This is a genomic window from Sphingobium fuliginis, assembly GCF_004152845.1.
Lineage (GTDB): Bacteria > Pseudomonadota > Alphaproteobacteria > Sphingomonadales > Sphingomonadaceae > Sphingobium > Sphingobium fuliginis.
This window is the reverse complement of sequence record NZ_SEON01000001.1, coordinates 166424-191694: the sequence shown is the minus strand read 5'-3', so window position 1 is coordinate 191694 and position 25271 is coordinate 166424. Positions and strand designations below refer to the sequence as shown.

The 25271-nt window shown below is 65.5% G+C and carries 30 protein-coding genes; 15 read left to right on the top strand and 15 right to left on the bottom strand.

Annotation, left to right across the window (positions count from 1 at the left end):
* The first annotated feature begins 1 nt into the window (after position 1).
* Genes EWH10_RS01010 through EWH10_RS01000 form a run of 3 tightly spaced genes read left to right on the top strand, consistent with a single transcriptional unit; the run spans position 2 to position 2833 of the window.
* Positions 2–397 (top strand): DUF6165 family protein, encoded by a 396-nt coding sequence (locus EWH10_RS01010; RefSeq protein ID WP_025550107.1) that lies wholly within the window; start codon positions 2–4, stop codon positions 395–397.
* On the top strand, positions 375–1463 hold the full coding sequence (locus tag EWH10_RS01005) for a polysaccharide pyruvyl transferase family protein (protein WP_044662670.1): 1089 nt from the start codon (positions 375–377) through the stop codon (positions 1461–1463). Before EWH10_RS01010 ends, EWH10_RS01005 begins: the two co-directional genes overlap by 23 nt.
* Positions 1460–2833, top strand: coding sequence for a Coenzyme F420 hydrogenase/dehydrogenase, beta subunit C-terminal domain (locus EWH10_RS01000; protein WP_044662669.1), 1374 nt, complete (start codon positions 1460–1462; stop codon positions 2831–2833). Before EWH10_RS01005 ends, EWH10_RS01000 begins: the two co-directional genes overlap by 4 nt.
* 38 nt (positions 2834–2871) lie before the next feature.
* On the opposite strand, the gene EWH10_RS00995 is transcribed toward EWH10_RS01000, so the two are convergent.
* From EWH10_RS00995 to EWH10_RS00965, 7 genes are read right to left on the bottom strand one after another with little or no spacing between them, the layout of a single operon-like run.
* On the bottom strand, positions 2872–3153 hold the full coding sequence (locus tag EWH10_RS00995; protein WP_025550104.1) for a hypothetical protein: 282 nt from the start codon (positions 3151–3153) through the stop codon (positions 2872–2874).
* A gap of 15 nt (positions 3154–3168) precedes the next feature.
* The gene (locus EWH10_RS00990; protein ID WP_044662668.1) at positions 3169–4197 is read right to left on the bottom strand and encodes a Gfo/Idh/MocA family protein; all 1029 of its coding nucleotides are present in this window, start codon (positions 4195–4197) and stop codon (positions 3169–3171) included.
* A complete protein-coding gene (locus EWH10_RS00985; protein ID WP_083199121.1) occupies positions 4194–5198 on the bottom strand; it encodes an MDR/zinc-dependent alcohol dehydrogenase-like family protein in 1005 nt (334 codons plus the stop codon). Before EWH10_RS00985 ends, EWH10_RS00990 begins: the two co-directional genes overlap by 4 nt.
* Positions 5195–6310, bottom strand: coding sequence for an inositol-3-phosphate synthase (locus EWH10_RS00980; RefSeq protein WP_044662667.1), 1116 nt, complete (start codon positions 6308–6310; stop codon positions 5195–5197). The genes EWH10_RS00985 and EWH10_RS00980 overlap by 4 nt, the downstream gene beginning before the upstream one ends.
* Positions 6311–6322: 12 nt before the next feature.
* Entirely contained in the window at positions 6323–7246 is a 924-nt protein-coding gene (locus EWH10_RS00975; RefSeq protein WP_044662666.1) for a glycoside hydrolase 5 family protein, read from the bottom strand.
* Positions 7243–8067 (bottom strand): TIGR04290 family methyltransferase, encoded by an 825-nt coding sequence (locus EWH10_RS00970; RefSeq protein ID WP_044662665.1) that lies wholly within the window; start codon positions 8065–8067, stop codon positions 7243–7245. Before EWH10_RS00970 ends, EWH10_RS00975 begins: the two co-directional genes overlap by 4 nt.
* Entirely contained in the window at positions 8064–8690 is a 627-nt protein-coding gene (locus EWH10_RS00965; protein ID WP_044662664.1) for a histidine phosphatase family protein, read from the bottom strand. The genes EWH10_RS00970 and EWH10_RS00965 overlap by 4 nt, the downstream gene beginning before the upstream one ends.
* Positions 8691–8963: 273 nt before the next feature.
* On the opposite strand from EWH10_RS00965, the gene EWH10_RS00960 reads away from it, so the two are divergent.
* From EWH10_RS00960 to EWH10_RS00930, 7 genes are read left to right on the top strand one after another with little or no spacing between them, the layout of a single operon-like run.
* Positions 8964–10076 carry an NAD-dependent epimerase/dehydratase family protein gene (locus EWH10_RS00960; protein WP_025551718.1) on the top strand — a complete coding sequence of 371 codons (1113 nt, stop codon included), beginning with the start codon at positions 8964–8966 and terminating at the stop codon, positions 10074–10076.
* Entirely contained in the window at positions 10073–11146 is a 1074-nt protein-coding gene (locus tag EWH10_RS00955; protein ID WP_044662663.1) for an SDR family NAD(P)-dependent oxidoreductase, read from the top strand. Before EWH10_RS00960 ends, EWH10_RS00955 begins: the two co-directional genes overlap by 4 nt.
* Positions 11143–12225 carry a glycosyltransferase family 4 protein gene (locus EWH10_RS00950; protein ID WP_044662662.1) on the top strand — a complete coding sequence of 361 codons (1083 nt, stop codon included), beginning with the start codon at positions 11143–11145 and terminating at the stop codon, positions 12223–12225. The genes EWH10_RS00955 and EWH10_RS00950 overlap by 4 nt, the downstream gene beginning before the upstream one ends.
* Entirely contained in the window at positions 12222–13325 is a 1104-nt protein-coding gene (locus EWH10_RS00945; protein WP_044662661.1) for a CgeB family protein, read from the top strand. The genes EWH10_RS00950 and EWH10_RS00945 overlap by 4 nt, the downstream gene beginning before the upstream one ends.
* Positions 13322–14428: a CgeB family protein gene (locus EWH10_RS00940; protein ID WP_044662660.1), complete on the top strand. Its 1107-nt coding sequence runs from the start codon at positions 13322–13324 to the stop codon at positions 14426–14428. Before EWH10_RS00945 ends, EWH10_RS00940 begins: the two co-directional genes overlap by 4 nt.
* On the top strand, positions 14425–15501 hold the full coding sequence (locus EWH10_RS00935; protein WP_044662659.1) for a CgeB family protein: 1077 nt from the start codon (positions 14425–14427) through the stop codon (positions 15499–15501). The genes EWH10_RS00940 and EWH10_RS00935 overlap by 4 nt, the downstream gene beginning before the upstream one ends.
* A 32-nt stretch (positions 15502–15533) precedes the next feature.
* Positions 15534–16577: an NAD-dependent epimerase/dehydratase family protein gene (locus EWH10_RS00930; protein WP_226869859.1), complete on the top strand. Its 1044-nt coding sequence runs from the start codon at positions 15534–15536 to the stop codon at positions 16575–16577.
* Positions 16578–16586: 9 nt separating this feature from the next.
* Here EWH10_RS00930 and EWH10_RS00925 read toward each other — a convergent pair whose 3' ends face one another.
* From EWH10_RS00925 to EWH10_RS00910, 4 genes are all read right to left on the bottom strand, one after another.
* The gene (locus EWH10_RS00925) at positions 16587–16964 is read right to left on the bottom strand and encodes a response regulator (RefSeq protein ID WP_226869863.1); all 378 of its coding nucleotides are present in this window, start codon (positions 16962–16964) and stop codon (positions 16587–16589) included.
* A gap of 8 nt (positions 16965–16972) precedes the next feature.
* The gene (locus EWH10_RS00920) at positions 16973–17194 is read right to left on the bottom strand and encodes a hypothetical protein (RefSeq protein WP_025551728.1); all 222 of its coding nucleotides are present in this window, start codon (positions 17192–17194) and stop codon (positions 16973–16975) included.
* 120 nt (positions 17195–17314) lie between these two features.
* Positions 17315–17506, bottom strand: a complete 192-nt coding sequence (locus tag EWH10_RS00915) for a DUF3606 domain-containing protein (RefSeq protein ID WP_044662657.1) — start codon at positions 17504–17506, stop codon at positions 17315–17317.
* Positions 17503–17982: a DUF4142 domain-containing protein gene (locus EWH10_RS00910; protein WP_229742417.1), complete on the bottom strand. Its 480-nt coding sequence runs from the start codon at positions 17980–17982 to the stop codon at positions 17503–17505. Before EWH10_RS00910 ends, EWH10_RS00915 begins: the two co-directional genes overlap by 4 nt.
* Positions 17983–18386: 404 nt before the next feature.
* Between EWH10_RS00910 and EWH10_RS00905 the strand changes: the two genes are divergently transcribed.
* Complete coding sequence (locus EWH10_RS00905; protein WP_025547767.1) at positions 18387–19025, top strand: Crp/Fnr family transcriptional regulator; 639 nt, start codon at positions 18387–18389, stop codon at positions 19023–19025.
* A 416-nt stretch (positions 19026–19441) separates the two neighbouring features.
* Positions 19442–20203, top strand: coding sequence for a Crp/Fnr family transcriptional regulator (locus EWH10_RS00900; RefSeq protein ID WP_052628237.1), 762 nt, complete (start codon positions 19442–19444; stop codon positions 20201–20203).
* Positions 20204–20394: 191 nt separating this feature from the next.
* On the opposite strand, the gene EWH10_RS00895 is transcribed toward EWH10_RS00900, so the two are convergent.
* From EWH10_RS00895 to EWH10_RS00885, 3 genes are all read right to left on the bottom strand, one after another.
* A complete protein-coding gene (locus tag EWH10_RS00895; RefSeq protein ID WP_044662656.1) occupies positions 20395–20592 on the bottom strand; it encodes a hypothetical protein in 198 nt (65 codons plus the stop codon).
* 288 nt (positions 20593–20880) lie between these two features.
* Positions 20881–21810: an HWE histidine kinase domain-containing protein gene (locus EWH10_RS00890; protein WP_044662655.1), complete on the bottom strand. Its 930-nt coding sequence runs from the start codon at positions 21808–21810 to the stop codon at positions 20881–20883.
* On the bottom strand, positions 21807–22565 hold the full coding sequence (locus EWH10_RS00885; protein ID WP_044662654.1) for a Crp/Fnr family transcriptional regulator: 759 nt from the start codon (positions 22563–22565) through the stop codon (positions 21807–21809). Before EWH10_RS00885 ends, EWH10_RS00890 begins: the two co-directional genes overlap by 4 nt.
* 70 nt (positions 22566–22635) lie before the next feature.
* Here EWH10_RS00885 and EWH10_RS00880 point away from each other — a divergent pair, with 70 nt between their 5' ends.
* A complete protein-coding gene (locus EWH10_RS00880) occupies positions 22636–23022 on the top strand; it encodes a response regulator (protein ID WP_044662653.1) in 387 nt (128 codons plus the stop codon).
* 316 nt (positions 23023–23338) lie between these two features.
* On the opposite strand, the gene EWH10_RS00875 is transcribed toward EWH10_RS00880, so the two are convergent.
* Positions 23339–23755 carry a BLUF domain-containing protein gene (locus EWH10_RS00875; protein WP_025547774.1) on the bottom strand — a complete coding sequence of 139 codons (417 nt, stop codon included), beginning with the start codon at positions 23753–23755 and terminating at the stop codon, positions 23339–23341.
* Between the two features lie 231 nt (positions 23756–23986).
* Between EWH10_RS00875 and EWH10_RS00870 the strand changes: the two genes are divergently transcribed.
* Complete coding sequence (locus tag EWH10_RS00870; protein ID WP_044662652.1) at positions 23987–24568, top strand: PilZ domain-containing protein; 582 nt, start codon at positions 23987–23989, stop codon at positions 24566–24568.
* Between the two features lie 83 nt (positions 24569–24651).
* A complete protein-coding gene (locus tag EWH10_RS00865) occupies positions 24652–25263 on the top strand; it encodes a response regulator transcription factor (RefSeq protein ID WP_025547776.1) in 612 nt (203 codons plus the stop codon).
* Positions 25264–25271 lie beyond the last annotated feature (8 nt).

Genomic DNA, 25271 nt, shown 5'->3' with positions numbered 1-25271 from the left:
TATGCCGACCCCTTCCGTGCCGGTGTCCTGGGGGGAGCTGCTGGACAAGATGACGATCCTGCAGATCAAGCAGGAGCGGATCGCCACGCCCGCCGCGCGGGACAATGTGGGCAGGGAATATCGGTTGCTGAGCGCCATTGGCGAACAGGCCCTGCGCGACGGAGCCGTGGGCGGTTTGGTCGAAAGCCTGAAGCGGGTGAACGAGGCGCTGTGGGAAATCGAGGACGCGATCCGGGGGGAAGAGGCGGCAGCGCGGTTCGGCGCGTCCTTCATCGACCTTGCCCGGTCGGTCTACCGGATGAACGACCGGCGCGCCGCGATCAAGCGGGAGATCAACCGCCTGCTGGATTCCGAACTGGTGGAGGAAAAAAGCTATGCCGCCTGCGCAGCGGACTGAGATGCGGCGGCTGGGCGTCCTGACATTCCACCGTTGCATCAACTACGGTTCCTATTGGCAGGCGCGCTGTCTGGTCGAAGGGTTGCGGCGCATGGGTGTCGAGGCCGAATTGCTGGACCATGAGTCGCCGCGCGTCACCCGGGCGGAGCTTCGCTGCGCGCTCAGTCCCACCCTGCCGCAGCGGACGCCGCGCAGCGATTTTCCGGCCTATGCCCGCAAGACCCGGAAATTTCGCGAGGCGTTCGAGCGGTTGCCGCTGTCGCGCCGCTTTCCCATCGACCGGCCGGAAGAGATGGGCGATTATGACGCCGTCATCGTCGGCAGCGACGAGGTGTGGAACCTGCGCCACCCCTGGTATGGCGGATGTTCGGCCTTTTACGGAAAGGGGGTTCGCGGGACGCTGATCTCCTATGCAGCCAGTTTCGGCAATCAGAACGCGTCGGAGGGACTGTCCGACCATTGGGCAAGCCAGATCGGCAACTTCGCCTCCATTTCCGTGCGCGACCAGAACAGCCGCCGGATGATCAGAACCGCGCTGGGTCATGACCCCGACATCGTGCTGGACCCTTGCCTGCAATTTCCCGGACCGGCGGCGCGCAGGGGCGCGTCCGGCGAAGGCTATGTGGCGCTTTACGGTCATAATTTCCCGGAGTGGTTCTGTCTTTCCGTCCGCAACTGGGCAAGGGCGCGCGGGCTCCCGATCCGCAGCATAGGCTATCGCAACGACTGGGCGGACGAGCAATGGCTGGAGGCCGGACCGCTGGAATTCGCCGAGCTGATGGCGGGCGCCGACGCCGTGGTCACCAATTTCTTCCATGGCTGCGTCTTCGCCCTGCTGAATGGGCGTCCTTTCGTCACGGCGCCCTCCGCCTACCGCATGAACAAGGTGCGCGACCTCCTCTGGGAGCTGGGCGCGGAAGGGCATATGATCCTGCCGGAGGATGATGATCGGGTCGTCGCCCGGAGCCTCGACGAACCGCCGGCATCGGCCGTGCAGCAGCGCATCGATCAATTGCGGGCGCAGTCGGGCGATTTCCTGCGGCGGGCGCTGGCGATGCCGTCATGAGCGCGGCGGCGGTCAGCCCCCGCGACATGGTTTCGTCGGGCCTCTGCATCGGCTGCGGCGGCTGCGTCGCGCAGGCCCGGTCCGAGCAGGCCCGGCTGGAGTGGAACAGGGACGGCCAGCGAAACCCGGCCGGCGATCCGGATTGGTACCGGCGGCGGAGCGAGGGCTTTTCGGCATGCTGTCCTTTTTCCCCGCACGCCATGAATGAGGATGAGATCGCCGGACAGCGCTTTCCGGCAGCGGCGGCGCGGGACGATTATATCGGCCGGTTCGACGCCGCCTATGTCGGCCACGCCGCCGAAGCCGGCTATCGCGAAAGGGGCAGTTCGGGCGGCATGGTAAGCTGGGTCGCGGGTGAACTGTTGCGCCGGGGGATGGTGGATGGCGTGGCGCATGTGACGCGGGCCGATCCCGCGACCGAGGGGCGTCTGTTCCGCTATCGCATAGCGCGCGATCTTCCTGCTTTGTGGGAGGGCGCGCAGTCGCGCTATTATCCCGTCGACATGGCCGAGGTGCTGCGCGAGATCCGGGAGGTGCCGGGCCGTTATGCCGTCGTCGGCATTCCCTGTTTCATCAAGGCGGTGCATCTCGCCCGCGCCGCCGATCCGCTGCTGCGGGAACGTATTGTCTTCACGCTGGGCCTGGTGTGCGGGCATATGAAAAGCCGCCATATGGCGTCCAGCTTCGCTCGGCAGATGGGTTTCGATCCCGCCGCTGTCCGGGAGATCGACTATCGCGTCAAGGACCCGGAGCGGCCGGCCAACTGGTACAGGGCGCGGCTGACCGATCGTGCCGGCGAACAGCGTATGCGGGATTGGTGGCATCTGGTGGATGGTGACTGGGGGTCGGGATTCTTCCAGAACAGCGCCTGCGACTTTTGCGACGATGTGGTGGCGGAGACCGCCGACATCGCCTTTGGCGATGCCTGGGTGGAACCCTATTCCTCGGACGGGCGCGGCACCAATGTCGTGGTGGTGCGGTCGCCCGCGCTGCACGCGATGCTGCGCGAACGCATCGATGCGGGAAGGCTGGCCTTGCAACCCGTCGATGCCGGTTTCGTGCGGGAAACGCAGGCGGCGGGCTTTCGCCAGCGGCGGGAAGGACTGGCCTATCGGCTTTGCTGGCGCAAGGCGGGCGTCCGGCCGCGCAAGCGCGTGCGGCCGGGCAGCGCGGGCCTGCCGTGGCGGCGCAGGATGATCTATCGGCTGCGCCACGCGATCAGCAGGGGCAGCGGCAGGGTGTTCCGGCTGGCGGAGGCTCTGGGCAGGCCCGGCCTGTTCCTGCTCTGGGCGCGGGCCATGCTGAAGCTCTACCATGGCCTCGCTTATTCGCGCGGCTGGCTGGGGAAGCTGTTCGACCGTTTTGCGTGACCCTTGGCCGCAATGGTCAGGGGGCGCCTGCTGCGGGCTTACCCCTTGTCGCGTTCCACGAATTTGCTGAACCGGCTTTCCTTCCCGTCCTTCGTCTTGTCCTGATAGAGGAAGGCGAGATTGTTCTCATCGAAGATGCGGAAGAATTCATCCCACTCGATTTCGTCCAGCGCCTCATCCTTTTCGCGAAAGTCGATGCGCAGCAGGCCGCCGCCCTTGCCATTGTCTTCGGTCGCCTTGACGACTGCAGGGCGGCCGCCGCGATCCTCCACCCATTTGCGGATGGTGTCATGGTCGGTGGTCGTGTCCGATGTGCTCATGATGAAGTCCTTTCCTTATCCTGTCGCCGCGGCGTAGATGCCGTCCATGATGTCGGCCACATGCGCCAGTTCTTCGCATCCCGGATCGAAGCGAGGGGAGCGCGCCAGCTTTTCGGCCCATTCCGCCGCCATTCGGCCGCCCCATGGATCGCCGGGCTCCGACAGCGTCTCCCGCGCCGTGCCGCGGAACAGCTCTGCCCGGAAGTCGTAGAAGGAGCCGCCGATGTTGCGGAATGCGGCTCCCGCCCTGTCGCCGTAGAAATCGGCGGCGATCACCGCATCCTGCCCGGCGTGGAGGTTCCAGGAGCAGGCGATCCGGACCATGCGCCCGTCCGCCAGATGCAGCGTCGCCATGCCCAGATCCTCGACCTGCCGGCCGCGATCCTCCAGCGGGCGTCCTTTCGCGAAGAGGGCGGCATCTATCCGCTCCACCTCGGGGAAGTCGAGCACCCAGAGCGCCAGGTCGATCAGATGCACGCCAAGGTCCATCATGCAGCCGCCGCCCGACAGTGCGGGATCGTGGAACCATGGCTTGTCCGGGCCATAGGCATTGTGGAAGATGAGGTCGACGGCATGGACATGGCCCAGTTGGCCGGCGCGGACATGCTCCCGCAGGGCGCGCATTCCTGCGGTGCCGCGATAGGACAGGTCGACGCCCAGCAGCCGGTCGGCCGCGCGGGCGGCGTCGATCACGGCCCGGACCTCCGCCCCGGTGCGGCCCAGCGGCTTCTGGCAGAAGACCGGGACGCCCCGCTCCAGCGCGCGGATCGACTGTTCTGCGTGGAGTGCGCTGGGAGTGGCGATGACCATGCCGTCGAGCGGCTGTTCCAGCAGCGCGTCGAGCGAGTCCAGCCGCACCGCGTCGGGAGCGAGCAGCGCGGCCTCCGCGCCGTTGCCGGGCAGGGCGTCGGCAATGGCGACCGCCTCGATCCCGCCGGTCGCCAGCATGGCCTCCATCCGGTTGCGGCCGATCCAGCCCACGCCCAGAAAGCCGATGTGCGGGCGGGTGAGGAGGGTCGGTGCAGGGGCGATAGCGGCATTCATGGGACGATGATCGCCTTTACGAAACCGTCCGGCTTGTCGCGCGTGGCGTCCAGCGCCTCGCCCAGCCGGTCGAGCGGATAGCGGTGGGTGATGAGCGGCGCGGGATCGATGCGGCCGGAAGCGACCGCCGCCACCGCTTCCCTCATTCCCTCTGCATAGGCCGCGGGATCGCGCTCATGGGCGTTGACGACGTCGATGCCGCGCCAGTTCCACAGCCACATGTTCACCTGGCGCGGCCCGTCCTGATGATAGCCCGCGACGATCAGCTTGCCGCGCTCGGCGGTGAGTTCGCCCGCCAGGTCGAGCGGCCATTGCTTGCCCACCGCCTCTATCGTCCGTTCGCAGAAGCGTCCTTGAGTGAGCGCGCCGACCCGGTCGATGATCGCCTGATGATCGTCCATTGCGATCGTCTCCGCCGCGCCATGATCGCGGGCGAGGGCGAGCGAGGAGGGGCGCCGCGAAATGGCGACGACGCGGGCTCCCGCCTCCGTCGCGAGCCGGGTGAGCAGCGCCCCCAGAAAGCCGATGCCGATGATCGCGATGGTCTGGCCGGGATGGATGTCGGCGCGGCGGAAGATGTTGAACGCGCACCCCAGGGGCTCGCCGGGGAAGGGCAGCCCGTCCAGTTCGGACGGCAGCCGCACGATGGCGCTTTCGTCCGCGAGGTCATGGTCGGCATAGCTGGCATAGGAAAGCGCCGCCACGCGGTCCCCCACCGTTACGGAGGTCACGTCCTTCCCGATGGCATCGACAATGCCCCAGCCCTCATGGCCGAGCGCGCCCGGCTCCAGCGGGAAGCTTTGCCATTCCGGTCCCGCCCAGGGGGTGAGGTTGGAGGCGCAGACGCCGCATCCCTCCAGCCTGATGCGGACCTGACCGGGGCCGGGCCGCGGCATCGGAACCCGGTCGATCCGCACCGCGCCGGGGCCGGTGACAACCGCCGCGCGCATGGTCGCCGCCTTTTCGGCCGGTTCGCGCTCCGCCATCAGCAATGCGCTCATTCCGCCGCCAGCGCGATCGCGCCCTCCCCACGGATAAAGGCCTCCAGCGCTTCATGCGCCCGGTCATCCGTCATCTGCATCGGCGGATGCTTGCAGAAATAGGCGGCCGCCGGATGGATGGGGCCGCCCAGACCGCGATCCAGCGCGATCTTGGCGCAACGGATCATGTCGATGGCGACGCCCGCCGAATTGGGGCTGTCCTCCACCGACAGGCGCAGTTCCAGGTTCATCGGCACGCCGCCGAAGAGTTGGCCTTCCATGCGCAGGAAACAGACCTTGTTGTCATTCTGCCAGGCGACATAATCGGACGGGCCGATATGGATATTCTCATCCTCCAGCCGGGTTTCCGCGACCGACTGCACGGCTTCGGTCTTCGAAATCTTCTTCGACTTCAGCCGCGAACGGTTCGACATATTGAGGAAATCGGTATTGCCGCCGGTGTTGAGCTGGTAGGTGCGGTCCAGCTTCACGCCCCGCTTGGCGAACAGGTCGGTGAGAACCCGATGGACGATGGTCGCGCCCAGTTGCGCCTTGATGTCGTCCCCGATGATCGGCACGCCTGCCCGCTCGAACCGGTCCGCCCATGCGGGGTCGCTGGCGATGAAGACCGGAATGTTGTTGACGAAGGCAACGCCCGCCTCCAGCGCGCATTGCGCGTAGAATTCCGTCGCCTGCTGCGATCCCACGGGCAGATAGTTGAGCAGCACGTCCACCTTCGCCTCGCGCAGCCGTTCGATCACCTGCGCGCGGTCGGGTTCCGCGGCGTCGGCAGGCAGGAAGGTGCGCTCGTCGGGATGGTCCGCCATATGATCGGCGCAGCCGTCGAGCAGGCGGCCCATCTCCACCTTCACCCCGCTTGGGCGGACGTCGCCGCAGAAGGTCTGGGTGCAATTGGGCCGGGCGAAGATCGCTTCGGCAATGTCGCGGCCGACCTTCCGCCGGTCGATGTCCCAGGCCGCCGCCAGTCGGATGTCGCAGGGGCGATAGCCGCCTAGTTCCCAATGCATCAGGCCGCTATGGTCGTTGCTCTCGGCGCGATAGTGGGACAGGCCCTGCACCAGCGAACTGGCGCAATTGCCGACGCCGACGATGCCGATGTTGATAGGTTGCATGATGCGTCTCCGTCAGGCGGTGCGGGCGACCGGCAGGGCGGCCGATGCCGGCGCGTAGCGGTCGATCATCCAGGCGCAGAAATCCGCGAAGGCCTGCGGATCGTGGACCGCGCTGCTGTGATGGGGGGCGATGCCCAGATGTTCGGGCGTGAAGCAGAAGGTGACGGTGACGTCGAAATCGCTGAGCGCCTCCATCTGCCGGTCGAACCAGTCGACCGCATTGGGGCGGAAGCTGTCGGCCCAGCTCAGGCCGGTGCGCAACTGCCTGACGCCCAGCCGCTTCATCCAGTCGACGGCATCGTTCAGGCGCGGGTCCTCGAAATGAAACCATTGCATCAGCCCCATCTCGCCAGCGACCCTGGCATAGTCGTCCAGTGCGGGCTTGGGCGTGCCGTCGGCGCGGATCAGCCCCATGTAGAAATGGCGGTAATAGCTCGATCCTTCCGCTTCCCGATGGCGCGTGGTCGCGCCCCATTCCTGCGGCAGGTCGTAGAGGCTGTACCAATAGATGCGCGGCACCCGCCCGATCAGCAGTTCGGCGGTGCGGTTGAGGCCGAAGACCTGCACTTCCTCCGCGCCGAAGGAGCCGACGCCGACTTCCGTCACCCAGACCGGCTTGTCGGGCACCACCGCCTCGATCTCCGCGATCCGGGCGGGCCAGTCATTGAGCGGCCAGAGGTTCCAGTCGAGCGGGAAGCCGTGCACCGCCACGACATCCACCGCGTCCAGCGCGCCATGGTCGCGCATCCGGTTCACCCAATGCGGATCGATGGGCGACATGCCGCCCAGCACGCGGGTCACGGCGGGATTGGCGTCGGCGATGGCGGCGCCCGCGCGGATAACCATGTCGGCATAGAGCGACCAGTCGGGGTCGACCTCCGGGTCCCAATGCGACTTGTTATTGGGTTCGTTCCAGATCATCGCGGCTTCGATCATGCGTCGGTTCCCTCCTCTGGCCCTTGGGCTGGATAGACGGCCGGCCTGCCCATCAGCTCCCCGAAGGGGATCGGGGCGGCGCGGCAGAGATAGACTTCCTCCTCCGGCTCGGCCTCTATGGTGAAGCCGGCGGCGCGCAGCAGCGCCTGTGCGCCGGCCTTGTTCGGGGCCCACCAGTTGGTCCAGTCATGCGCGAATTTCCGTTCGATGAAGTGCAGGCGGGGATAGGCCGGATTGTCGAAGAAGCCGGGCGGGCGGCTGGTGCCGGGGACGTGGAAGGGATGATCCTCCGGCACCAGCAGCACGTCGGACGAACCCTGCTGCATCGTCTGGAACAGCATCATGTCGCCCGCCACATGCTCGCGGATCAGGTCGAGCGCGAGCAGGGGGTGCCGCAGATGGTAGAGCACGCCCATGAAGATCACGAGGTCGAAGCGGCGACCGAGCTTTCCGACGTCATAGACGGACAGGTTGCGGAACTCGATGCCGTCATGGCCCAGCGCTTCGGCGGCGAAACGGGCCTGGGCCAGATACCGGTCGTCGGAATCGATGCCCAGGACTTCGGCTGCGCCCCGGCGTTTCATCTCGAGCGAATAGAAACCGGCGTTGCAGCCGATGTCGAGTACGGATTTTCCGGAAAGGTCTTCGGGAACGGCATCCGCAAAGCGCGCGAATTTGAAAGCCGGATAATCGCCCAGGAAATGATCCGGCGCGGTTTCCACGCCGCCGATGCGAAGATTGTGGAACCATGGGCCCAATTCTTCGATCTGGCGGCGCAATGCGTCGGTCTTGCGGTCTGCGGCGAGATTCACTGTCTTCATGCGGGTACCTCGTTCAATCGGGTCACGCTACCGCCGCCTGGTCCCAGCAGGATCGTGCTGATCGAACCGGGATCGACTTCGAACCTCAGCAGATTGTCGAGGCTGAGGCCGAGATAATGCGCGATCGTCCCGCGGATGATGTCGCAATGGGTGACGCAGAGGATGGTCGCGCCCGCCTTTTCCCGCGCGACTGTTTCCAGATGCCGGACGGTTCGGGCGACTGCGCCGCCCATCGTCTCTCCGCCCGGCGTCGCGCTGGTGGAGCGGTTGCGGTTCCAATCGCGCCAGCGCGGATCTTCCTCCAGTTCCGGAAAGGACTGTCCGTTCCAGGAACCGAAATCGACCTCGTCCAGATCGGGGACGATGGCGACCTCCAGCTCCAGGGACCGGGCAATGATGGAGGCGGTTTCCACCGTGCGCCGGCGCGGGCTGGCGTGGACGGCGTCTATGTCGTGCAGGCCGCGCCATGCCGCGACCCCGGCTGCCTGCATGCGGCCCCGCGCAGTGAGGGGCGACGCGCCCGCCCGCCCGCTCAGCAGGCGGCCATATTCGCCATGCATCCCATGACGGATCAGGTGAAAGCAGGTGCGGGGCGGTTCGCGAGAGGAGGACAGCATCAACATAGATGCTGCTTAACAGGATTAAGAGAAGGAAAGTTCCATAGACGTAATTCTCAAACAGGTAAATGGAAATATCATGAATAACCTGTGTTTTTGCCGTATAACATGAGTTATTTTCATGAGTTTATATTGAGTAGAGATTCAACGGTTTTCTGAAATATTTCCGGAACCTGACGGTAGAAGAAGATGTTCATGATGCCGTTGCCACGGTTGCGGGGAATATCACATCCTCGCGGCCAATCCTTGGCAAATCATCATCAATGAAGGGGAGCGGCCGTGGAAAAGATTCTTGTCACGGGTGGCGCCGGTTTTATTGGCCGGACGGTTTGCCGGGAGTTGCTGGAGCGCGGCCATGCCGTTCGCGTGCTGGACAGCATGATCGAGCAGGTTCATGGAGACATCGAGCGGCCGGCCGATCTCGATCCGGAGGTTGAGCTGATCCGCGCCGATGTGCGCAACGGCCATGCGGTGGATCGCGCCTTGCAAGGCGTCGACGCCGTCATCCACCTCGCCGCGGAAGTCGGCGTGGGCCAGTCCATGTATGAAGTGGAGCGCTATACCTCCGTCAACGACGTCGGCACCGCCGTCCTCTTCGAACGGCTGATCGACCGTCCGGTGCGGCGTGTGGTGACGGCCTCCTCGATGAGCATCTATGGCGAGGGGCTGTACCGCGACGAGGACGGCCGGATCGTCCAGGACGCGGAGCGCGGGTCGATCCGCGACAATCAGAAGGTTTGGGACCCAGTCGACCGGCAGGGCCGCCCGCTCACCCCCATCGCCACGCCGGAATGGAAGCAGCCCAATCTCGCCTCTATCTACGCGCTCAACAAATATGTGCAGGAACGCACGACCCACATCATGACCGCGCCCTATGGCATGGAGGGCGTCTGCCTGCGCCTGTTCAACGTCTATGGGCCGGGGCAGGCGCTGTCCAATCCCTATACCGGCGTGCTGGCGATCTTCGCGTCGCGCCTGCTGAACGGGCAGAAGCCGATGATCTTCGAGGATGGTGGGCAGCGGCGCGACTTCGTCCATGTCGGCGACGTGGCGCGCGCCTTTGCCGATGCGCTGGAACTGCCGCAGGCGGCGGGCGGCACCTTCAACATCGGCTCCGGGCAGGACCGCTCCGTCACGGAGGTGGCGCAATCGCTTGCACTGGCGATGGGCCGGAACGACGGGGAACCGGAAATCGTCGGCAAAGCGCGCACCGGCGACATCCGCCATTGCTTCTGCGACACCGGCAAGGCGGAAGAGGTGCTGGGCTTCAGGGCCCGGCAGGACTTCCAGCAGGGCCTTGCCGTGCTGGCCGAATGGGTGGCGCGGCAGACCGCCGACGACCGCGTCAATCAGGCGCGGGCGGAGCTGGAAGCGCGGGGGCTGGTCGCGTGAAGCGCGCCGACGGAAGGCCCGTGCTGGTCACGGGCGGCGCCGGCTTCATCGGCTGCAACATCGCCGACCGGCTGGCGGGGGAGGGCGAGCAGGTCGTCGTCTATGACTCGCTGGCCCGGCCCGGCGTCGAGCGCAACCTTGCCTGGCTGGAGCAGCGCCATGGCGCCGCGATCACGCCGGTCATCGCCGATGTGCGGGACGATGCGGCGGTGGACCGGGCGGTCGCCGGCGCGAAGGCGGTCTTCCACATGGCCGCGCAGGTCGCCGTCACCACCAGCTTCACCGATCCGCGCGCCGATTTCGAGGTGAACGCGCTCGGCACGCTCAACGTGCTGGAGGCTGCGCGCCGCTGCGCCACGCCGCCCCCGGTGATCTTCGCCTCCACCAACAAGGTCTATGGCGGGCTGGAGGACCTGGACTTCCCGTTGATCGACGGCGCCTATCAGCCGGCCTCGGAGCATCTGCGCGCCAACGGCATAGACGAAAGCCGCCCGCTCGATTTCCATACGCCCTATGGCTGCTCCAAGGGGGCGGCGGACCAATATGTGCTGGACTATGCCCGCAGCTTCGATCTGCCCGCCGCAGTGCTGCGCATGAGCTGCATCTACGGCCAGCGGCAGATGGGGACGGAGGATCAGGGCTGGGTCGCGCATTTCCTGATCAGCGCCCTGGAAGGACAGCCGATCACCCTTTATGGCGACGGCCATCAGGTGCGCGACATATTGGACGTGCAGGATGCGGTGGACGCCTATCTGGCGGTCTGGCGGCAGATCGGACGGGTGGGCGGCCGCGCCTTCAACCTGGGCGGCGGGCCGGACAATGCCGTCAGCCTGCGGCAGATCCTGGCCTTCATCGGCGTCCATCTGGGCAAGTCCATCGTACCCGACTTCGCGCCCTGGCGGGCGGGCGACCAGCGCTATTTCGTCGCGGACACCGCCTCGGCGCGCACGGCGCTGAACCTGAAGGCGCGCAAGCCCTGGCGGCAGGGCGTCGCCGACCTGGCCCGCTGGCTGGCGGAGGAACGGGCGGAGCGCGCCGGGCCCAGGCTGATGACCGCGAGCGCGCTGTGAGGGGCGGCGGGCATCTGCTGCTGTCCGCCGACGCGGTGGGCGGCGTCTGGCAATATTCGACAGACCTGATCCGCGCGCTCCAGCCCCATGGCTATGAGGTGACGCTGGCCGTCATGGGCCCTGCGCTGAGCGAGGCGCAGCGGGCGGAGGCGGCGGCCATAGCCAATTGCCATCTGGTGGAAACCGGCCTCGAACTCGAATGGCTGGCGGCGGAAGCGGCGCCCATCGTGCAGGCCGAGGCGCGGCTGGCGGAAATGGCGGGCGACCTTCGCGCCGACGCGGTGCAACTGCATACGCCGGCGCTGGCCAGTGCCGGCCGTTATCCCTGCCCGGTGATCGCGCTGCTGCACAGTTGCGTCGCGACCTGGTGGGAAGCGGTGCGCGGCGGTCCCATGCCGGAGGATTTCAACTGGCGCACCGCGCTGGTCGCGGCCGGCCTTCGGCAGGCGAGCCGCATCGTCGCGCCCAGCATGGCCTTTGCGCAGGCGGCGCGCCGCCATTATGGCGTGCTCCCCATGGCGGTCCATAATGGCCGGTTCTTTCCGGTGAAGCCGCAGGCGATGCAGGACCATGTGTTCACCGCCGGCCGTCTCTGGGACGAGGGCAAGAATGTCCGGGTGCTGGACGAGGCGGCCGCCCGCATCGCCGTGCCGTTCAGGGCCGCGGGGCCGCTTGAGGGGCCGCAGGGAGGGGCGATCGGTCTGCGTTCGCTGCTGCCGCTCGGCCCGCTCGACAGCATGGCGCTGGCCCGGCATCTGGCCAGCCGACCGGTCTTCGCCTCGGCGGCGCTTTACGAACCCTTCGGCCTTGCGGTGCTGGAGGCGGCGCTGGCGGGTTGCGCGCTGGTGTTGTCCGACATTCCGACTTTCCGGGAGCTATGGGATGGCGCCGCCATCTTCGTCGATCCTCGCGACGCGCGGGGCTTCGCCTGGGCGATAGAGGAATTGCTGGGCGACGGCGCCGCTCGCGGGGAAATGGGCCAGCGCGCCCAAGCACGGGCGGGCGCCTATACCCCCGCCGCCACGGCCGCGCACATGGCCGCCCATTATCGCGCCGTCCAGCGGAAGGTCGCCGCATGAAGATCCTCTATTTCACCCATTCGCTGCTGTCCTGCTGGAACCATGGCAATGCTCATTTCCTGCGCGGCGTGCTGCGCGAACTCGCCGCCATGGGCCATGACGTGCTGGCGCTGGAGCCGGAGGGCAATTGGAGCCTCGCCAACCTCCTGTCCGACCATGGGGAGGAGGGGCTCGCCGCCTATCGTCAGGCCTATCCCGAACTCCGTGCCCAAGGCTATGGCATGAAGGACGATCTGGTCGCGCTGGTCGACGGCGCGGACCTCGTCATCGTCCATGAATGGAACGAGCCTTCGCTGGTCGGGGCGCTCGGCCTGATCCGGGCGGGGCGGAGCGATTTCACGCTGCTGTTCCATGACACCCATCATCGCGCCGTGTCCGATCCCGACGCGATCCGGGCGTTCGACCTGTCGGGCTATGACGGCGTGCTGGCGTTCGGCGAGGCCCTGTCGGAGGTCTATCGAAGCTGGGGCTGGGGCGAGCGCGTCTGGACCTGGCATGAAGCCGCCGACATAAGGCATTTCCGCCCCCTGCCCGGTGAGAAGAGCGGCCTCGTCTGGATCGGCAACTGGGGCGATGGGGAGCGTACCGCCGAACTGGAGGATTACCTCTTCCGCCCCGCGCGGCAGGCGAAGCTTCCGCTCGACATCTATGGCGTGCGCTATCCGCAGGAGGCGCTGGCGACGCTGGAACGCTATGGCGTCGCCTATCATGGCTGGGCGCCCAATGCCGCCGCGCCGGCTATCTTCGCCCGCCACCTTGCCACCGTCCATGTGCCGCGCCGCTATTATACGCAGCTTCTGCCCGGCATTCCGACGATCCGGGTGTTCGAGGCGCTGGCCTGCGGCATTCCGTTGCTGTCCGCCCCTTGGGACGACAGCGAAGGGTTGTTCCGGCCCGGCGAGGATTTCCTCTTCGCCCGGACCGGCGACGAAATGAAGGGCCATATGCGCGCCATCAGCGAGGATGCGGACCTTCGCGCCAGCCTCGTCCGCAACGGATTGGAGACGATCCGCAGCCGCCATAGCTGCGCCCATCGCGCGCAGCAGCTGATGGACATCACGGCGTCGCTCGACGCGCAGCCGATCAGGAGCGTTGCATGAAGATCGCCTTTTACGGCTCCAGCCTGCTCTCCTCCTACTGGAACGGCGCGGCCACCTATTATCGCGGGATATTGGAGCAGCTTGCCCGGCATGGCCATCACATCGCATTCTATGAACCGGATGCCTTCGACCGGCAGCAGCACCGTGACATCGACCCGCCCGACTGGGCGCGGGTGGTGGTCTATCCCGCCACGCCGGACGCGCTGAAGGGCGTGATGGACGAGGCCGCCGATGCCGACGTCGTCGTAAAGGCCAGCGGCGTGGGCGTGTTCGACGACGAGCTGCTGGACGGGGTCATGCGCCGCGCCGGGCCCCATGCGCTGCGCATCTTCTGGGATGTGGACGCCGCCGCGACGCTGGACGAGATGCGCGCCGATCCGGACCATGCCGTGCGCCGCGCCTTGCCCGGACTCGACATGGTGCTGACCTATGGCGGCGGCGATCCGGTGGTGAACGCCTATCGCGGCTTCGGCGCGGTGGAGTGCGTTCCCGTCTACAATGCGCTCGATCCGCAGAGCCACCATCCCGTGCCGCCCGATCCGCGCTTCACCGCCGATCTCGCCTTCCTTGGCAACCGCCTGCCCGACCGGGAGGCGCGGGTGGAGGAATTCTTCCTGAAACCCGCGGCCCTGTCGCCCGGCCGCCAGTTCCTGATCGGCGGCAATGGCTGGGACAGCAAGGCGATGCCCGGCAATGTCCGCCATCGCGGTCATGTCTACACCGCCGAGCACAACGCCTTCAATTGCAGCCCGCTGGCCGTGCTGAACGTCGCCCGCGACAGCATGGCGCATATCGGCTTTTCCCCCGCGACCCGCGTGTTCGAGGCAGCGGGGGCAGGGGCCTGCCTGATCACCGATGCGTGGGAGGGGATAGAGATGTTCCTGACCCCGGACGAGGAGGTGCTGGTCGCCCGCGACGGGCAGGATGTGGCGGATCATCTGGCGGCGCTGACGCCGGATCGGGCGCGGGCGATCGGACAGGCGGCGCTTGCCCGTGTCCGGGCCGAACACAGCTATGAACTACGCGGGCGCCAGGTCGACGAAATCCTGCGCGACCGGTCGGGGCGGCGCGCCGCCAGGCACCATCAGATGGAGGGAGCATGAAACTCGTCGTCCTCGGACTCAGCCTGTCTTCATCCTGGGGCAATGGTCATGCCACGACCTTCCGCGCCCTGCTCTCCGCCTTCGCCGGGCGCGGGCATGAGATACTCTTCCTGGAGCGGGACGTGCCCTGGTATGCCAGCCAGCGCGACCTCATCGATCCCGCTTTCTGCCGGCTGGAATTCTACGACAGCGTGGAAGCGCTGGAAGATTGGCGGCAGGAGATCGAGACGGCGGACGCGGTCATGGTCGGCTCCTATGTGCCCGACGGCATCGCGGTCGGCCATTATGTGCAGCGCACGGCGCGCGGGGTCACCGCCTTCTACGACATCGATACGCCCGTCACGCTGGCGGCGCTGCGCGAAGGGCGGTGCGACTATCTGTCGGCGGAACTGATCGCGGGCTATGACTGCTATTGCTCCTTCACCGGCGGCCCGACGCTCGACCTGCTGGAGCGGCATTATCGTTCCCCCATGGCGCGGGCGCTCTATTGCTCGGTGGATGCGTCGGCCTATCGGCCGATGGACGTGCCGAAGAAATGGGATCTCTCCTATCTCGGCACCTACAGCCCGGATCGCCAGCCCACCTTGGAGAAGTTGCTGATCGAACCGGCGCGGCTGCTGCCTGACAGGCGTTTCGTCGTCGCCGGGCCGCAATATCCGGACGACATGGACTGGCCCGCCAATGTCGAGCGGATCGAGCATCTCGCCCCGCGCGACCACGCCGCTTTCTATTCCGCCTCGCGCTACACGCTGAACGTCACGCGCGCCGACATGATCGAGGCGGGCTGGTCCCCCTCCGTCCGGCTGTTCGAGGCGGCGGCCTGCGGCACGCCTATCATCTCCGATGTCTGGCCGGGGCTCAATGAGCTGCTGGAGCCCAATCGCGAAATCATCTTCGCCTGGAATCCGGAGCAGGTGATCGTCGCCCTCCATGAGGATCGCGCCGATGTGGGCGAGGCCGCCCGCCGCCGCATCCTGGACCGGCATATATCGGGCAGCCGCGCCGCCGAGCTGGAAAACTGGCTGCAAGAGGCCGCCCGGATGCGCACGCGGGACATGGCGGCGGCCGAATGAAGAACGACAGGACAGAAAAGGACGGAGGGTCGATGAACGGAAAGCGTGAAACAGCCCTGGTGGCCGGAGGAGCCGGCTTCATCGGGTCGCATCTGTGCCGGGCGCTGCTGGACCGGGGGCATGAGGTGATCTGCCTCGACAACCTCCAGACCTCGCGGGAGGTCAACCTGCGGATGCTGGAGGGGCATCGCGCCTTCACCTTCGTGCGCGGCGACATCGTCGATCCCCTGCCCGATGCGGTCACGCGCCGGCGCGACATCAGCCGCATCTACAATCTCGCCTGCGCGGCTTCGCCGCCGCAATATCAGGCCGATCCCGAACATACGATGCTGACCAGCGTGGTCGGAACCGATCGCCTGCTGCGGCTGGCGGAGCAGGTCGGCGCGCGCTTCCTGCTCACCTCCACCAGCGAGGTCTATGGCGATCCGGAGGCGCATCCCCAGCGCGAGGACTATCGTGGCTGGGTGAACTGCACCGGCCCCCGCGCCTGCTATGACGAGGGGAAGCGCGCGGCGGAGGCCATGGCCTTCGACTTCGCCCGGCTGGGCCGCGCCGATGTGCGGGTGGCGCGGATCTTCAACACCTATGGCCCGAACATGCATCCCGACGATGGCCGGGTGATCTCCAACCTCGTCTGCCAGGCTTTGTCGGGCGATGCCATCACCATCTATGGCGACGGATCGCAGACGCGCAGCTTCTGCTTCGTGTCGGACATGGTGGACGGGCTGATCCGGTTGATGGAGGCGCCCTTGTCCGACATGGCGCCGGTCAACCTGGGGAATCCTGAGGAATATACCATCCTGCAACTGCTGGATCAGGTCGTGGCCGCCACCGGCACGCAGTCCCAGGTCGTGTTCCAGCCGCTGCCGGTCGACGATCCGCGCCGGCGCAGGCCGGACATCCGCAGGGCGCGCCAGTTGCTCGGCTGGGAACCGCACGTTCCCTTGAGCGAGGGGCTGGCGATCACCTGCGCCTTTTTCGAGAAGGAGCTTTACGATCGCATGCCGGGCTTTGCATGCAGTCCTGCGTTGAGCGGCGCCTCCTTCGTGGGGGGCGCGGGCATCGCGGCCGAATGAGTCCGGGCGTCAGGCGCTGCCCTGGCGGCGCCTGGCGAGCGAGGCGACGATCTCCCTGGGGGCGACCGGCTTTTGCAGCCGCAATGTATCGCCGAGATCGGGCGGTATGATTTCCTCGTCATAGCCGGTCAGGAACAGGAACGGCACGCCCCGTTCCTTCAGCAACCGCGCAAGGTCGAAGGAGGGACCGTTTCCCAGGTTGATGTCCAGCACGGCGGCGGTGGGGCGTTCCTGGCGGATCGCAGCCATCGCCTTCTCCTCGGTCGGGAAAGGCCCCATGATCCCGGCTCCCGCGCCTCGCAGCGCTTCCGCCGTATCGAAGGCGAGATAATAGTCGTCCTCGACGATCAACACCGTCTGTGCCGCAAGGTCGGTCTGGCCCATCATGCCGGGACTCAGCCTCCGTTCGCTTCGGCCGGGCTGGCCATGTGCGATCCGTCGGCGCCCGTTTCGGCAGTGCTGAAGAAGCCGCCCGCCAGAAGGATGGCGAAGGCGATCACGACCAGTAAGAGGCTGATGCCCAGAACATAGCGGGTGACATGGGTGGAAGCGCCGCTTCGCGCCTCCTGCCGTGAGACATGGGTGACGATGCGGCCGTCTTCCTCTTCCTTGTGCATCGAAAACTCTCCTTTCGTTGAGGAGAGAACAGGCGCGCCGACGGGCTGGTTCCCGGAAAGGCGCGGCCCTGGTCGATCTTTTATCCGGGTGCAACAAGGGTCTGGCCGTCACGCCCGCCGTCAGCCGCTGTGGTGGAGGAACTCCGCTATGGCGCTGACATTATGGCCGACCTGCTCGACCGCCTGCTCCAGCCGGGCACGCGATGTGCTGAAACGCTGCTGCCAGTAGCGCGCATCGCTTTCCCGATCCAGCGAGACATGCTTCAGGTCCGCCGGAGCGGCAGGGGCGGCGAGGCTATGGACGTCCGTCATCGGCCTGCGTTCAGAAGGTCGAGATGATGTTTCACCACAGGCACGATCTTCGCCGCCGCGTCCTTGAGCGACCGGTCAGAACCATGGGCGGCATAATCCTGATGCAGTTGCAGCGCCTGGCTGTGAGCCGCCTTCTGCTGCTGCCAGTAGAGGGTGTCGCGGGCAGCGCCCTTCGCCTGCTTCAGCGCCCTGACCTTCGCCTGCTGATCGGGCGTCAGACTGGGCGGCGGCGCCTTGACGCCCGATGCCGCAGCCGCGCTTTTCAGCATGGCGGTGCTCTTGCCGTGATCCCCCACCATCATGGTGGCGAAGCTCTTGACCCTGGCATCCCTGGTCGTTTCCAGCACGATCTTGCTGGATGTCTGTTCGTACAGGTCGCCCGCGCCCGCTTTCCCCAGATAGGCGGTGGGGGATTCCGCCGCGGCGGCGGGCATCGCCACGGCGATCAGCGGCATCAGCAAGAGCATTTTGGACATGGTCGTTCCTCCTGCAAAGCCAGCGGTTTTCGGGGTTAGGAGGTTCCACGGCCCCACGCCCGCGCGATAACCTGCATTAGGCTGTGTGGGGATTCAGCCCATGGCGGGCTGCAAATGGCGGCTTTCTGCGCTTCCAGTGCTCACGTACTTTGAGTACGCTGCGCGCTGGTTCTCGAAAGCCACCATTTTCGCTCCACCCTGAACTGAATCCCCACACACCCTAGACGAACGGCAATTTTCCGGAGGCCGCCGGAGGGCGTGCCGCGTTCATCGGCTCTTTTTCTCGCTCCATCCCAATTATTTGCTGCGAGGAAACATAGGTGAATCCAGCATGAACCAGAAACGCTATGGTGGGGGCAGGTTCAATCGATATTGGTCCAGGGGGGCTTAACAAGGAGTAGTCCATGTTAAGCCAGGTTGCCGAAGGCGAAAACCAGGTTCATTTCCGAATGCATCAGTTTCTGGCCCGGGAAAATGAAAAACCCGACGCCATGCTTTATGTTCAGGAAGGGTGGGCGTGCCGATACCGGCTGCTGTCGGATGGCCGCCGCCAGATTACGGCGCTCTATCTGCCGGGCGATTATTGCGATCCGCAATGGGCGCTGGGCGGGGTGGCGTCCCAGCCCGTGGTGGCGATCACCAACGTCAGGGCGCTCCGGCTGCCCTGTCGCATACCCTCGCACGCCGGTTTCGACGGGCATAACGGCTTCTGGCAGGCGCTGTCCGGCATGATCGAGCGGCAGGCCAACTGGCTTGTCACCCTGGGCCGCAAGACGGCGCTCGAACGGGTGGCGCATCTGCTGCTGGAATTGTTCGAACGCATGCGGCAGGCGGGTCTCGCCTATGGCCAGCAATGCGCCATGCCGCTGACGCAGATGGAGATCGCGGACATGACCGGGCTGACCCCGGTCCATGTGAATCGCACGCTGCAATCCATGCGGGCGCGCGGTCTGGTCGAACTGCAATCCAAATGGCTGCGCATACCGGAGCTTCAGGCCCTGCGCGAAGTGGCCGCCCTCACCGGCCAGGACATGGCGGCCTGATCGGGCGGGCGCGAACTTCTTGATGTCGCGCAACTTCTGCAACCGTCCAGCCCCGGAAAATGAGGCCCAACGGCAAAAATTACACCTGCATTAGCATATGTTAGCGAGCGTCGGCGGGCGGCTGGAGCAAGGTGAATCCTTCTTCGTTCGAACGCCGGCGCCGGCCGGTCGACCGAAGGAGAATGAGCAGCGCCACCAAGACGACGAGTCATGACACGATCCGGGATGAATTCCTCCACCCTTATAATGAGTCCCATGCCGCACTGCTCCGTCGTTCTTCCCGCCGGGGGGAGAGCGCCGCGTCGCGACGGCCCGGTCCTGCATGCGGCAGGCCGGCATTCCGCCATGGACAGCCGGACGGCCAGCGGCGAGCATCGCGGCCGCGGCGGAGATGAAGACGGCATCCCATCCCGCTCATGAAAATGCCATCATCGATCCTGTTGCCGCTGCTGGCGCGCCTTGGCGGGCGCACGGCTCTCTCGAAGGAAGACGGCGCCGCTCTGCTATCCCTGCCGCACAGCCTGCGTCATTGCGAACCGGGGGACTATATCATCCGGGAGGGCGACCGGCCGCAATCCTGCCTGATCCTGCTGTCGGGCTTTGCCCATCGCCACCGCATATCGTCCAATGGCGGCCGCCATATCGTGGGAATACATGGCCGGGGCGACATATTGACGCTGCCGCCGGTGCAGCTCTTTCCATCGGAGGATTTCGTCCAGGCGCTGACCGATCTGCGCGTCGCCGCCATCCCGCTGGAGGACGTGCTGGCGCTGATGCGCGAGCGGGCGAACATCGCCGATGCGCTGTGGGCGGAGATGACGGCCGAAACATCGGTCTTCCGCGCCTGGATCAGCAATATGGGCCGGCGGGACGCCAGGGGAAGGATAGCCTATCTGCTTTGCGAGCTGGTGATGCGCAGCTATCCGGAAGGGGGATCGGACGGGTGCCGGCTGATCCTGCCCCTGTCCCAGGTGGAGCTGGCCGACGCCACCGGCATGACCACCGTGCATGTCAACCGGACGCTGAAGGCGCTGGAAAAGGCGGGGGTGATCGAACGCGACCGGCGGCGGATCACCATCCCCAACTGGCGCCGCCTGACAGAACTGTCCGATTTCCGCCCCCAGGCCTGGCTCGGCCGGATGGACCGGCATGTCGAGTTGGAGGAAGAACAGGGCTAGAGCCAATCGACATTCAGCCCTGACGGCCTGCAAATGACGCTTTTCCGTGCTTCCGGTGCTCACCTACTTTGAGTAGGCTGCGCTCCGGGTCACGGAAAACCGCCATTTTACCTTCGGTGGCCTTCGGCTCGGCTCGTCATCTTCTGAATGTCGATTGGCTCTGGAGCATCCACGCGCCGCATGGCGCCGCTTCAGCGCTTTTCGTTCGGCGTCAGGCCCTCATGGTCGTCGGCCCTGTTCTCGCCCGTCTGCTGGTCTTCCTTCAGCACGTCATGATGCCAGAAGTTGCGCCCGATGAAGACGACGGCGATCACCAGCAGGACGATTCCCACCGCCCAGATCGCCGCCAGCCCGAGACGCCGATCGCTGGGACGTTCCGGTTCGTGCATGTCGGCGGTTCCTCTGGTTTCATGGTCTTGAGGGGAAGCATATGGCCATGCCTCCCAGCACATAGAACGGCGGCGGACGTTCCCCCGTTCCTGGCCGGCCCATAACCTGGATCATGGCCGGCGCGCTTCTTCGCCCTTCCGCCGGCTAGAGCCAATCGACATTCAGAAGATGACGAGCCGAAAATGATGGTTTTCCGTGACCCGGAGCGCAGCCTACTCAAAGTAGGTGAGCACCGGAAGCACGGAAAACGTCATTTGCAGGCCGTCAGGGCTGAATGTCGATTGGCTCTAGTCGCTGGGGTGCAGCAGCCTCTTGGTCATGGGCAGGCTGATGTGCACCTTGAACGCGCCGGGCGTCCAGTCGATGGTGCCCGAACCGTCCAGTTCGAACGGGATCGTCTTGGTCAGCATCTCCGTGCCGAAGCCGGACCGGCGGGCGGCTGTCGGGCTGTCGCCGCCCTTTTCCTCCCAAAGGATGCGCAGCACCGGACCGGCCGGTTCGCGATCGCTCCACCATCGGACCCAGACACGGCCGCCGTCCGACCCGAGCGCGCCATATTTGATGGAATTATTGCCCAGTTCATGAAAGGCGAGGGCCAATGTCGTCGCGGCGGAGGTGCGCAGCCGGACATCCGGCCCCTCCAGAAAGGCCTGTTCCCCCGCACGGACGGCGAACGCCGCCAGCTCGTCCATGATCAGGTCGTGCAGTTCAAGTCCATGGCGTTCCGCCAGGGCCAGATTGGATTCGATCCGGGCGATGGCGTCCAGCCGCCCCAGGAAATGGCTGGTGAGATGGTCGACGGAATCGCTGGTCGCGGCAGTCCGCCGGAAGATGGAGCGGACGGAGGCGATCAGGTTGCGCAGCCGATGCTGCACGTCGCGCAGCAGATATTGCCGCGCCGCCGCCTCCAGGGCGTCGACATTGCCGAACTGCAAGACGCAGACGCGATAGTCGGGCGTCGTCACCAGCACGGCGGCGAACAGCCGCGCCTCGCATTTGCCGTCGTCCCAGCTCAGCCGTGCCGCCGACTCGCCCGATGCCGGCACGACCAGCCGCCCGCCGATCAGCCGGTCCGGCCGAATGCCCAGCAATTCCGTCAATGCCGCATTGGCGCGCAATATATTGTCGTTGGGCCCGACCTGGATCTGGGGCAGGGGAGAGGCATCGAAGAGGGCGAGGAAGTCGCGCCAGCCGTCGGTCGGGGATGGTGTCGTCACGATGCCTCTTGCGCCGCCGGATGCAGATAGGAAGGGTCGAAGGCGCAGACGCGCTCCAGCGCTGCGAGATCCGGCACGACAAGATGGCGCCGGTGCAATTCTATCAGCCTTTGGCGACGCATTTCCTGCAATATTCTGTTGGTGTGCACCATCGTCAATCCCGTTGCGTCCGCCAGTTCGAGCTGCGTGACGGGAAAGTGGAAGCCGTTGCCGCTGACCAAGCCCACTTTCAGCAGCCGGTGATAGAGTTCGCAGAAGAGATGGCTGAACCGTTCCAGCGCGGTGCGGCGGCCCAGATTGACGCACCACTCCCGCTGGATGGACGCGGTGATCAGGGCGTTGATCCACATCGCCTTGGTGATTTCGGGATGGGCCAGCGCGATCTCCTCGAACTGGCTGCGTCCGACTTCGGCGACCCTGACCGGCGTGAGCGCGGTGACGCCATGGTCGGCGCGATGCAGCAGGAAGCAGAAGGGATCGCACAAATCGCCCGGCAGCAGCAGGCTGACGATCTGGCGGCGGCCGTCCTCCAGCATCTTGTACCGGGCCGCCCATCCCTCCAGCAGGAAGAAGATGGAGGTCAGCCGGTCCCCCTGGGTGAACAGGTCCGTGCCGGTGCGCAGCGGTTGAAGCGCCCGACCGGCCAGGCCGTTGATCACATCCCGGTCGCGCCGGCCGAGCGGCCAGTGCGCCGCCAGTTTCTGGGCAGTGATGCTATCCTTCATCGCAACCTGCGGGATATCGAGCGATGACATGGCGCGTTTCCACCTATGTTATTTTCTGCCGCCCATTCCCGTGCGACGGCTGGCGGGAGAGGAGAGATGAATGATGGAAGGGGTGACCCCCGGCGCGGTTCGCGTGCTGGTGGTGGAGGATGATTATTTTCTCGCGAGCGACCTTGGCGCCTTGCTGGCCGAAGAGGGGTTTTCGGTGATGGGCCCGCATGGCAGCCTGTTCGGCGCGCTCAAGGCCATTGCAGAACACTTGCCTGACATCGTCATGCTCGACGTCAATCTTCAGGGGGAGATGAGCTATCCCCTGATCGACGAACTGGTCGCGCGTGCCGTGCCGGTGATCATCGTGACGGGCTATGACGAACAAAGCCTGCCGTCGGCCTATGAAAGCTGCAGGCGGGTGATCAAGCCCTATTCCCGCACGGACATATTGGGGGCGATCGGCATGGTTCTGGCCGGCACGGACCACAGGCTCTGACATCGGGCTCTCCCTTTCTTTCCGAACCGGTCGTGCGCTGGACGTTCCGCCCGACCGGGGCGTCTGTCATTCACACCGATGGTCTGCCCTTGCTCATATCGGTGGGGCGGGGAAGGGACAAGGCCATGCATCCTGCGTGACAATGGCAGTGGACCGGCCGCCGCCCGGACGATCGGCGAGGATAGGGCGAGTGGCATGGCAGAGCAACCAGCGGCAGGTCTTCCTGTTCCCCGGCGGATATTGATCTGAGTTAATAATCGCCTGCTTTCCGGCGGGATGGTATATCGGCGTCGCCGCGCCATGGCGGGACGAAAGCTCAACCCCGGCCGCGGATCGAAAATTCCGACATCATCTGAACCAGCGCTTCGAACCCTTCGTCGCCCTTTTCCAGCGCATCGTTCAAGGCGCGTTCGATGATGTCGGAAACGAAATGGGAAGGGCCGGCATAGGCGAGGGACCAGGTGACGAAATGGCGATGCGGCGCTTCGCCCGATGCGATCGTCTGAACCTCCCTGTGGCGCCGGTCGCGCAGGATGCTCGCCTTGAGGTTTTCGATGGCGGCCGGCGCGCCTTCCAGATATTGGGCGAAGCGGTTGCCCGTGAACAGCAGCGCGCCCGTCACTTCCAGCGAGCGGTTGCGCGGAATGGAGACCTGGACGATCTCTTCCATGTGTTTTTCGGCTTGGGTTGCATCCAACTGGCTGGTGCTAATATAGGACCATCGAGCAAGCATGCGACGATGATGCCATTTGTCTGAGGAAAGTAAAGGCGAGGCGCATGATGGGACTGAAAATGCGCCCCGCCGGTTCCAGGCCGGCCTCAGCGGAGGAAACGGCCCCCGGCTGTCTAGGAGATGAAGGTTAATGCAACCGCTCCGGGCGATACCGTAAAAATACCTATTTCCCCGCTAATCGGCGTGCAAGTCCAATCATTTATGGGATTCCGCGAATCTGTGGGAACCCGTATGACCGAGCCGCTAGAAAAGCCGTCCGACGACCGGAGCGCGATGATGGAGAAACGCCGGCACCCCCGGCAGACCGTCTTCAAGACGGCATTGCTCTATCCGGTCGTCGAGGAAGCGAACCTGTCTGTCGAAAATGTGTCCCATGCGGGACTGAGCGGACGGTGCGCCCTGTCGCTGAGCTTGCACCAGCAGGTGCATGTGAGCTTCGACGACGCCAGCTTCCGTACGGCGGAGGTCCGCTGGATCAACGGGCCCAAATGCGGTCTTCTGCTTGAAGAGACATTGCCCTGGATTCCGGGCGAGGAGCCTGATGCGAACCCCGCGCCCCAGACCTACGAGCCGCGCAGCCGCCGACTGGCGGTCGATTTCTCCGCAACGCTGGTGACTTCCACGCCCGTGTTGATCGGGACGATCCGCAACCTGTCGGCCGAAGGGATGATGATCGAAGTGGGCGGCCTTGGCGAAGGTACGCGGCTGCTTGTGAAAACCCGCGGCCTGGATGTACGGATGGGGCGGGTGCAGTGGTCGAGCGGCGGGATGATCGGGGTCTTCTTCGAACCCCGCCGGACGGCTGCGAACTGACGCGATAAAAAAGAAAGGATCGGAGCCGAAACCATTGGCGGCTTCGCGCGTTGGCGCGGGAATGATGGTCTAGGCAATTGGCTATGAACCCAGGATGTCCAGTCTATATCGTGGACCACGACAGCAGGATGCGCCAGGAACTGGTGCGAATCCTGCGCCGGGAAGGGTTCGGACCCGTCCCCTTTTCCTGCGGTTCCGACTTTATCGAGGCGCTTGATTTCCTAGCGCCCGGCATTGCGGTGATGGAACTGCATCTGGCCGACATGGCCGGGCCGGCGGTTCAGCAGGAACTGTCCGCGCGGCGGGTGGACATCCCCCTGATCGTCATGACGGCGTCGCGCGATATTCCGACGGCGGTCGACGTCATAAAGCGGGGCGCCATCGACTTTCTGGAAAAGCCCTTTGCCGACGGCCTGCTGCTCAAGGTGCTCGCCAATGCCTGGCCCATGCTGGAACGGAACATCGAGATCCAGCGCCGGCGGGAAGCCGCCGCAGCCTATTTCGGCAGCCTCACCAAAAGGGAGCTGGATGTCGTGCGCGCGCTGAGTTCCAGCGGCAGCAACAGGGATGTGGCTGACGCGCTGCAGATCAGCATCAGAACGGTGGAAATGCACCGCGCCAGCATCATGAAGAAGTTCGGCGTCAAGAAATTCTCCGAAATCATCCGGTTCTTGCCCGATTCAGGATTACCCTGACCTGTTGA

Excerpts from the sequence above, each read along its gene's own strand:
- EWH10_RS01010 (WP_025550107.1), top strand. The coding sequence starts at position 2 with ATGCCGACCCCTTCCGTGCCGGTGTCCTGGGGGGAGCTGCTGGACAAG.
- EWH10_RS01005 (WP_044662670.1), top strand. The coding sequence starts at position 375 with ATGCCGCCTGCGCAGCGGACTGAGATGCGGCGGCTGGGCGTCCTGACA.
- EWH10_RS01000 (WP_044662669.1), top strand. The coding sequence starts at position 1,460 with ATGAGCGCGGCGGCGGTCAGCCCCCGCGACATGGTTTCGTCGGGCCTC.
- EWH10_RS00995 (WP_025550104.1), bottom strand. The coding sequence starts at position 3,153 with ATGAGCACATCGGACACGACCACCGACCATGACACCATCCGCAAATGG.
- EWH10_RS00990 (WP_044662668.1), bottom strand. The coding sequence starts at position 4,197 with ATGAATGCCGCTATCGCCCCTGCACCGACCCTCCTCACCCGCCCGCAC.
- EWH10_RS00985 (WP_083199121.1), bottom strand. The coding sequence starts at position 5,198 with ATGAGCGCATTGCTGATGGCGGAGCGCGAACCGGCCGAAAAGGCGGCG.
- EWH10_RS00980 (WP_044662667.1), bottom strand. The coding sequence starts at position 6,310 with ATGCAACCTATCAACATCGGCATCGTCGGCGTCGGCAATTGCGCCAGT.
- EWH10_RS00975 (WP_044662666.1), bottom strand. The coding sequence starts at position 7,246 with ATGATCGAAGCCGCGATGATCTGGAACGAACCCAATAACAAGTCGCAT.
- EWH10_RS00970 (WP_044662665.1), bottom strand. The coding sequence starts at position 8,067 with ATGAAGACAGTGAATCTCGCCGCAGACCGCAAGACCGACGCATTGCGC.
- EWH10_RS00965 (WP_044662664.1), bottom strand. The coding sequence starts at position 8,690 with ATGTTGATGCTGTCCTCCTCTCGCGAACCGCCCCGCACCTGCTTTCAC.
- EWH10_RS00945 (WP_044662661.1), top strand. The coding sequence starts at position 12,222 with ATGAAGATCCTCTATTTCACCCATTCGCTGCTGTCCTGCTGGAACCAT.
- EWH10_RS00940 (WP_044662660.1), top strand. The coding sequence starts at position 13,322 with ATGAAGATCGCCTTTTACGGCTCCAGCCTGCTCTCCTCCTACTGGAAC.
- EWH10_RS00935 (WP_044662659.1), top strand. The coding sequence starts at position 14,425 with ATGAAACTCGTCGTCCTCGGACTCAGCCTGTCTTCATCCTGGGGCAAT.
- EWH10_RS00930 (WP_226869859.1), top strand. The coding sequence starts at position 15,534 with ATGAACGGAAAGCGTGAAACAGCCCTGGTGGCCGGAGGAGCCGGCTTC.
- EWH10_RS00925 (WP_226869863.1), bottom strand. The coding sequence starts at position 16,964 with ATGATGGGCCAGACCGACCTTGCGGCACAGACGGTGTTGATCGTCGAG.
- EWH10_RS00920 (WP_025551728.1), bottom strand. The coding sequence starts at position 17,194 with ATGCACAAGGAAGAGGAAGACGGCCGCATCGTCACCCATGTCTCACGG.
- EWH10_RS00915 (WP_044662657.1), bottom strand. The coding sequence starts at position 17,506 with ATGACGGACGTCCATAGCCTCGCCGCCCCTGCCGCTCCGGCGGACCTG.
- EWH10_RS00910 (WP_229742417.1), bottom strand. The coding sequence starts at position 17,982 with ATGTCCAAAATGCTCTTGCTGATGCCGCTGATCGCCGTGGCGATGCCC.
- EWH10_RS00905 (WP_025547767.1), top strand. The coding sequence starts at position 18,387 with ATGTTAAGCCAGGTTGCCGAAGGCGAAAACCAGGTTCATTTCCGAATG.
- EWH10_RS00900 (WP_052628237.1), top strand. The coding sequence starts at position 19,442 with ATGAAAATGCCATCATCGATCCTGTTGCCGCTGCTGGCGCGCCTTGGC.
- EWH10_RS00895 (WP_044662656.1), bottom strand. The coding sequence starts at position 20,592 with ATGCACGAACCGGAACGTCCCAGCGATCGGCGTCTCGGGCTGGCGGCG.
- EWH10_RS00885 (WP_044662654.1), bottom strand. The coding sequence starts at position 22,565 with ATGTCATCGCTCGATATCCCGCAGGTTGCGATGAAGGATAGCATCACT.
- EWH10_RS00880 (WP_044662653.1), top strand. The coding sequence starts at position 22,636 with ATGATGGAAGGGGTGACCCCCGGCGCGGTTCGCGTGCTGGTGGTGGAG.
- EWH10_RS00875 (WP_025547774.1), bottom strand. The coding sequence starts at position 23,755 with ATGCTTGCTCGATGGTCCTATATTAGCACCAGCCAGTTGGATGCAACC.
- EWH10_RS00870 (WP_044662652.1), top strand. The coding sequence starts at position 23,987 with ATGACCGAGCCGCTAGAAAAGCCGTCCGACGACCGGAGCGCGATGATG.
- EWH10_RS00865 (WP_025547776.1), top strand. The coding sequence starts at position 24,652 with ATGAACCCAGGATGTCCAGTCTATATCGTGGACCACGACAGCAGGATG.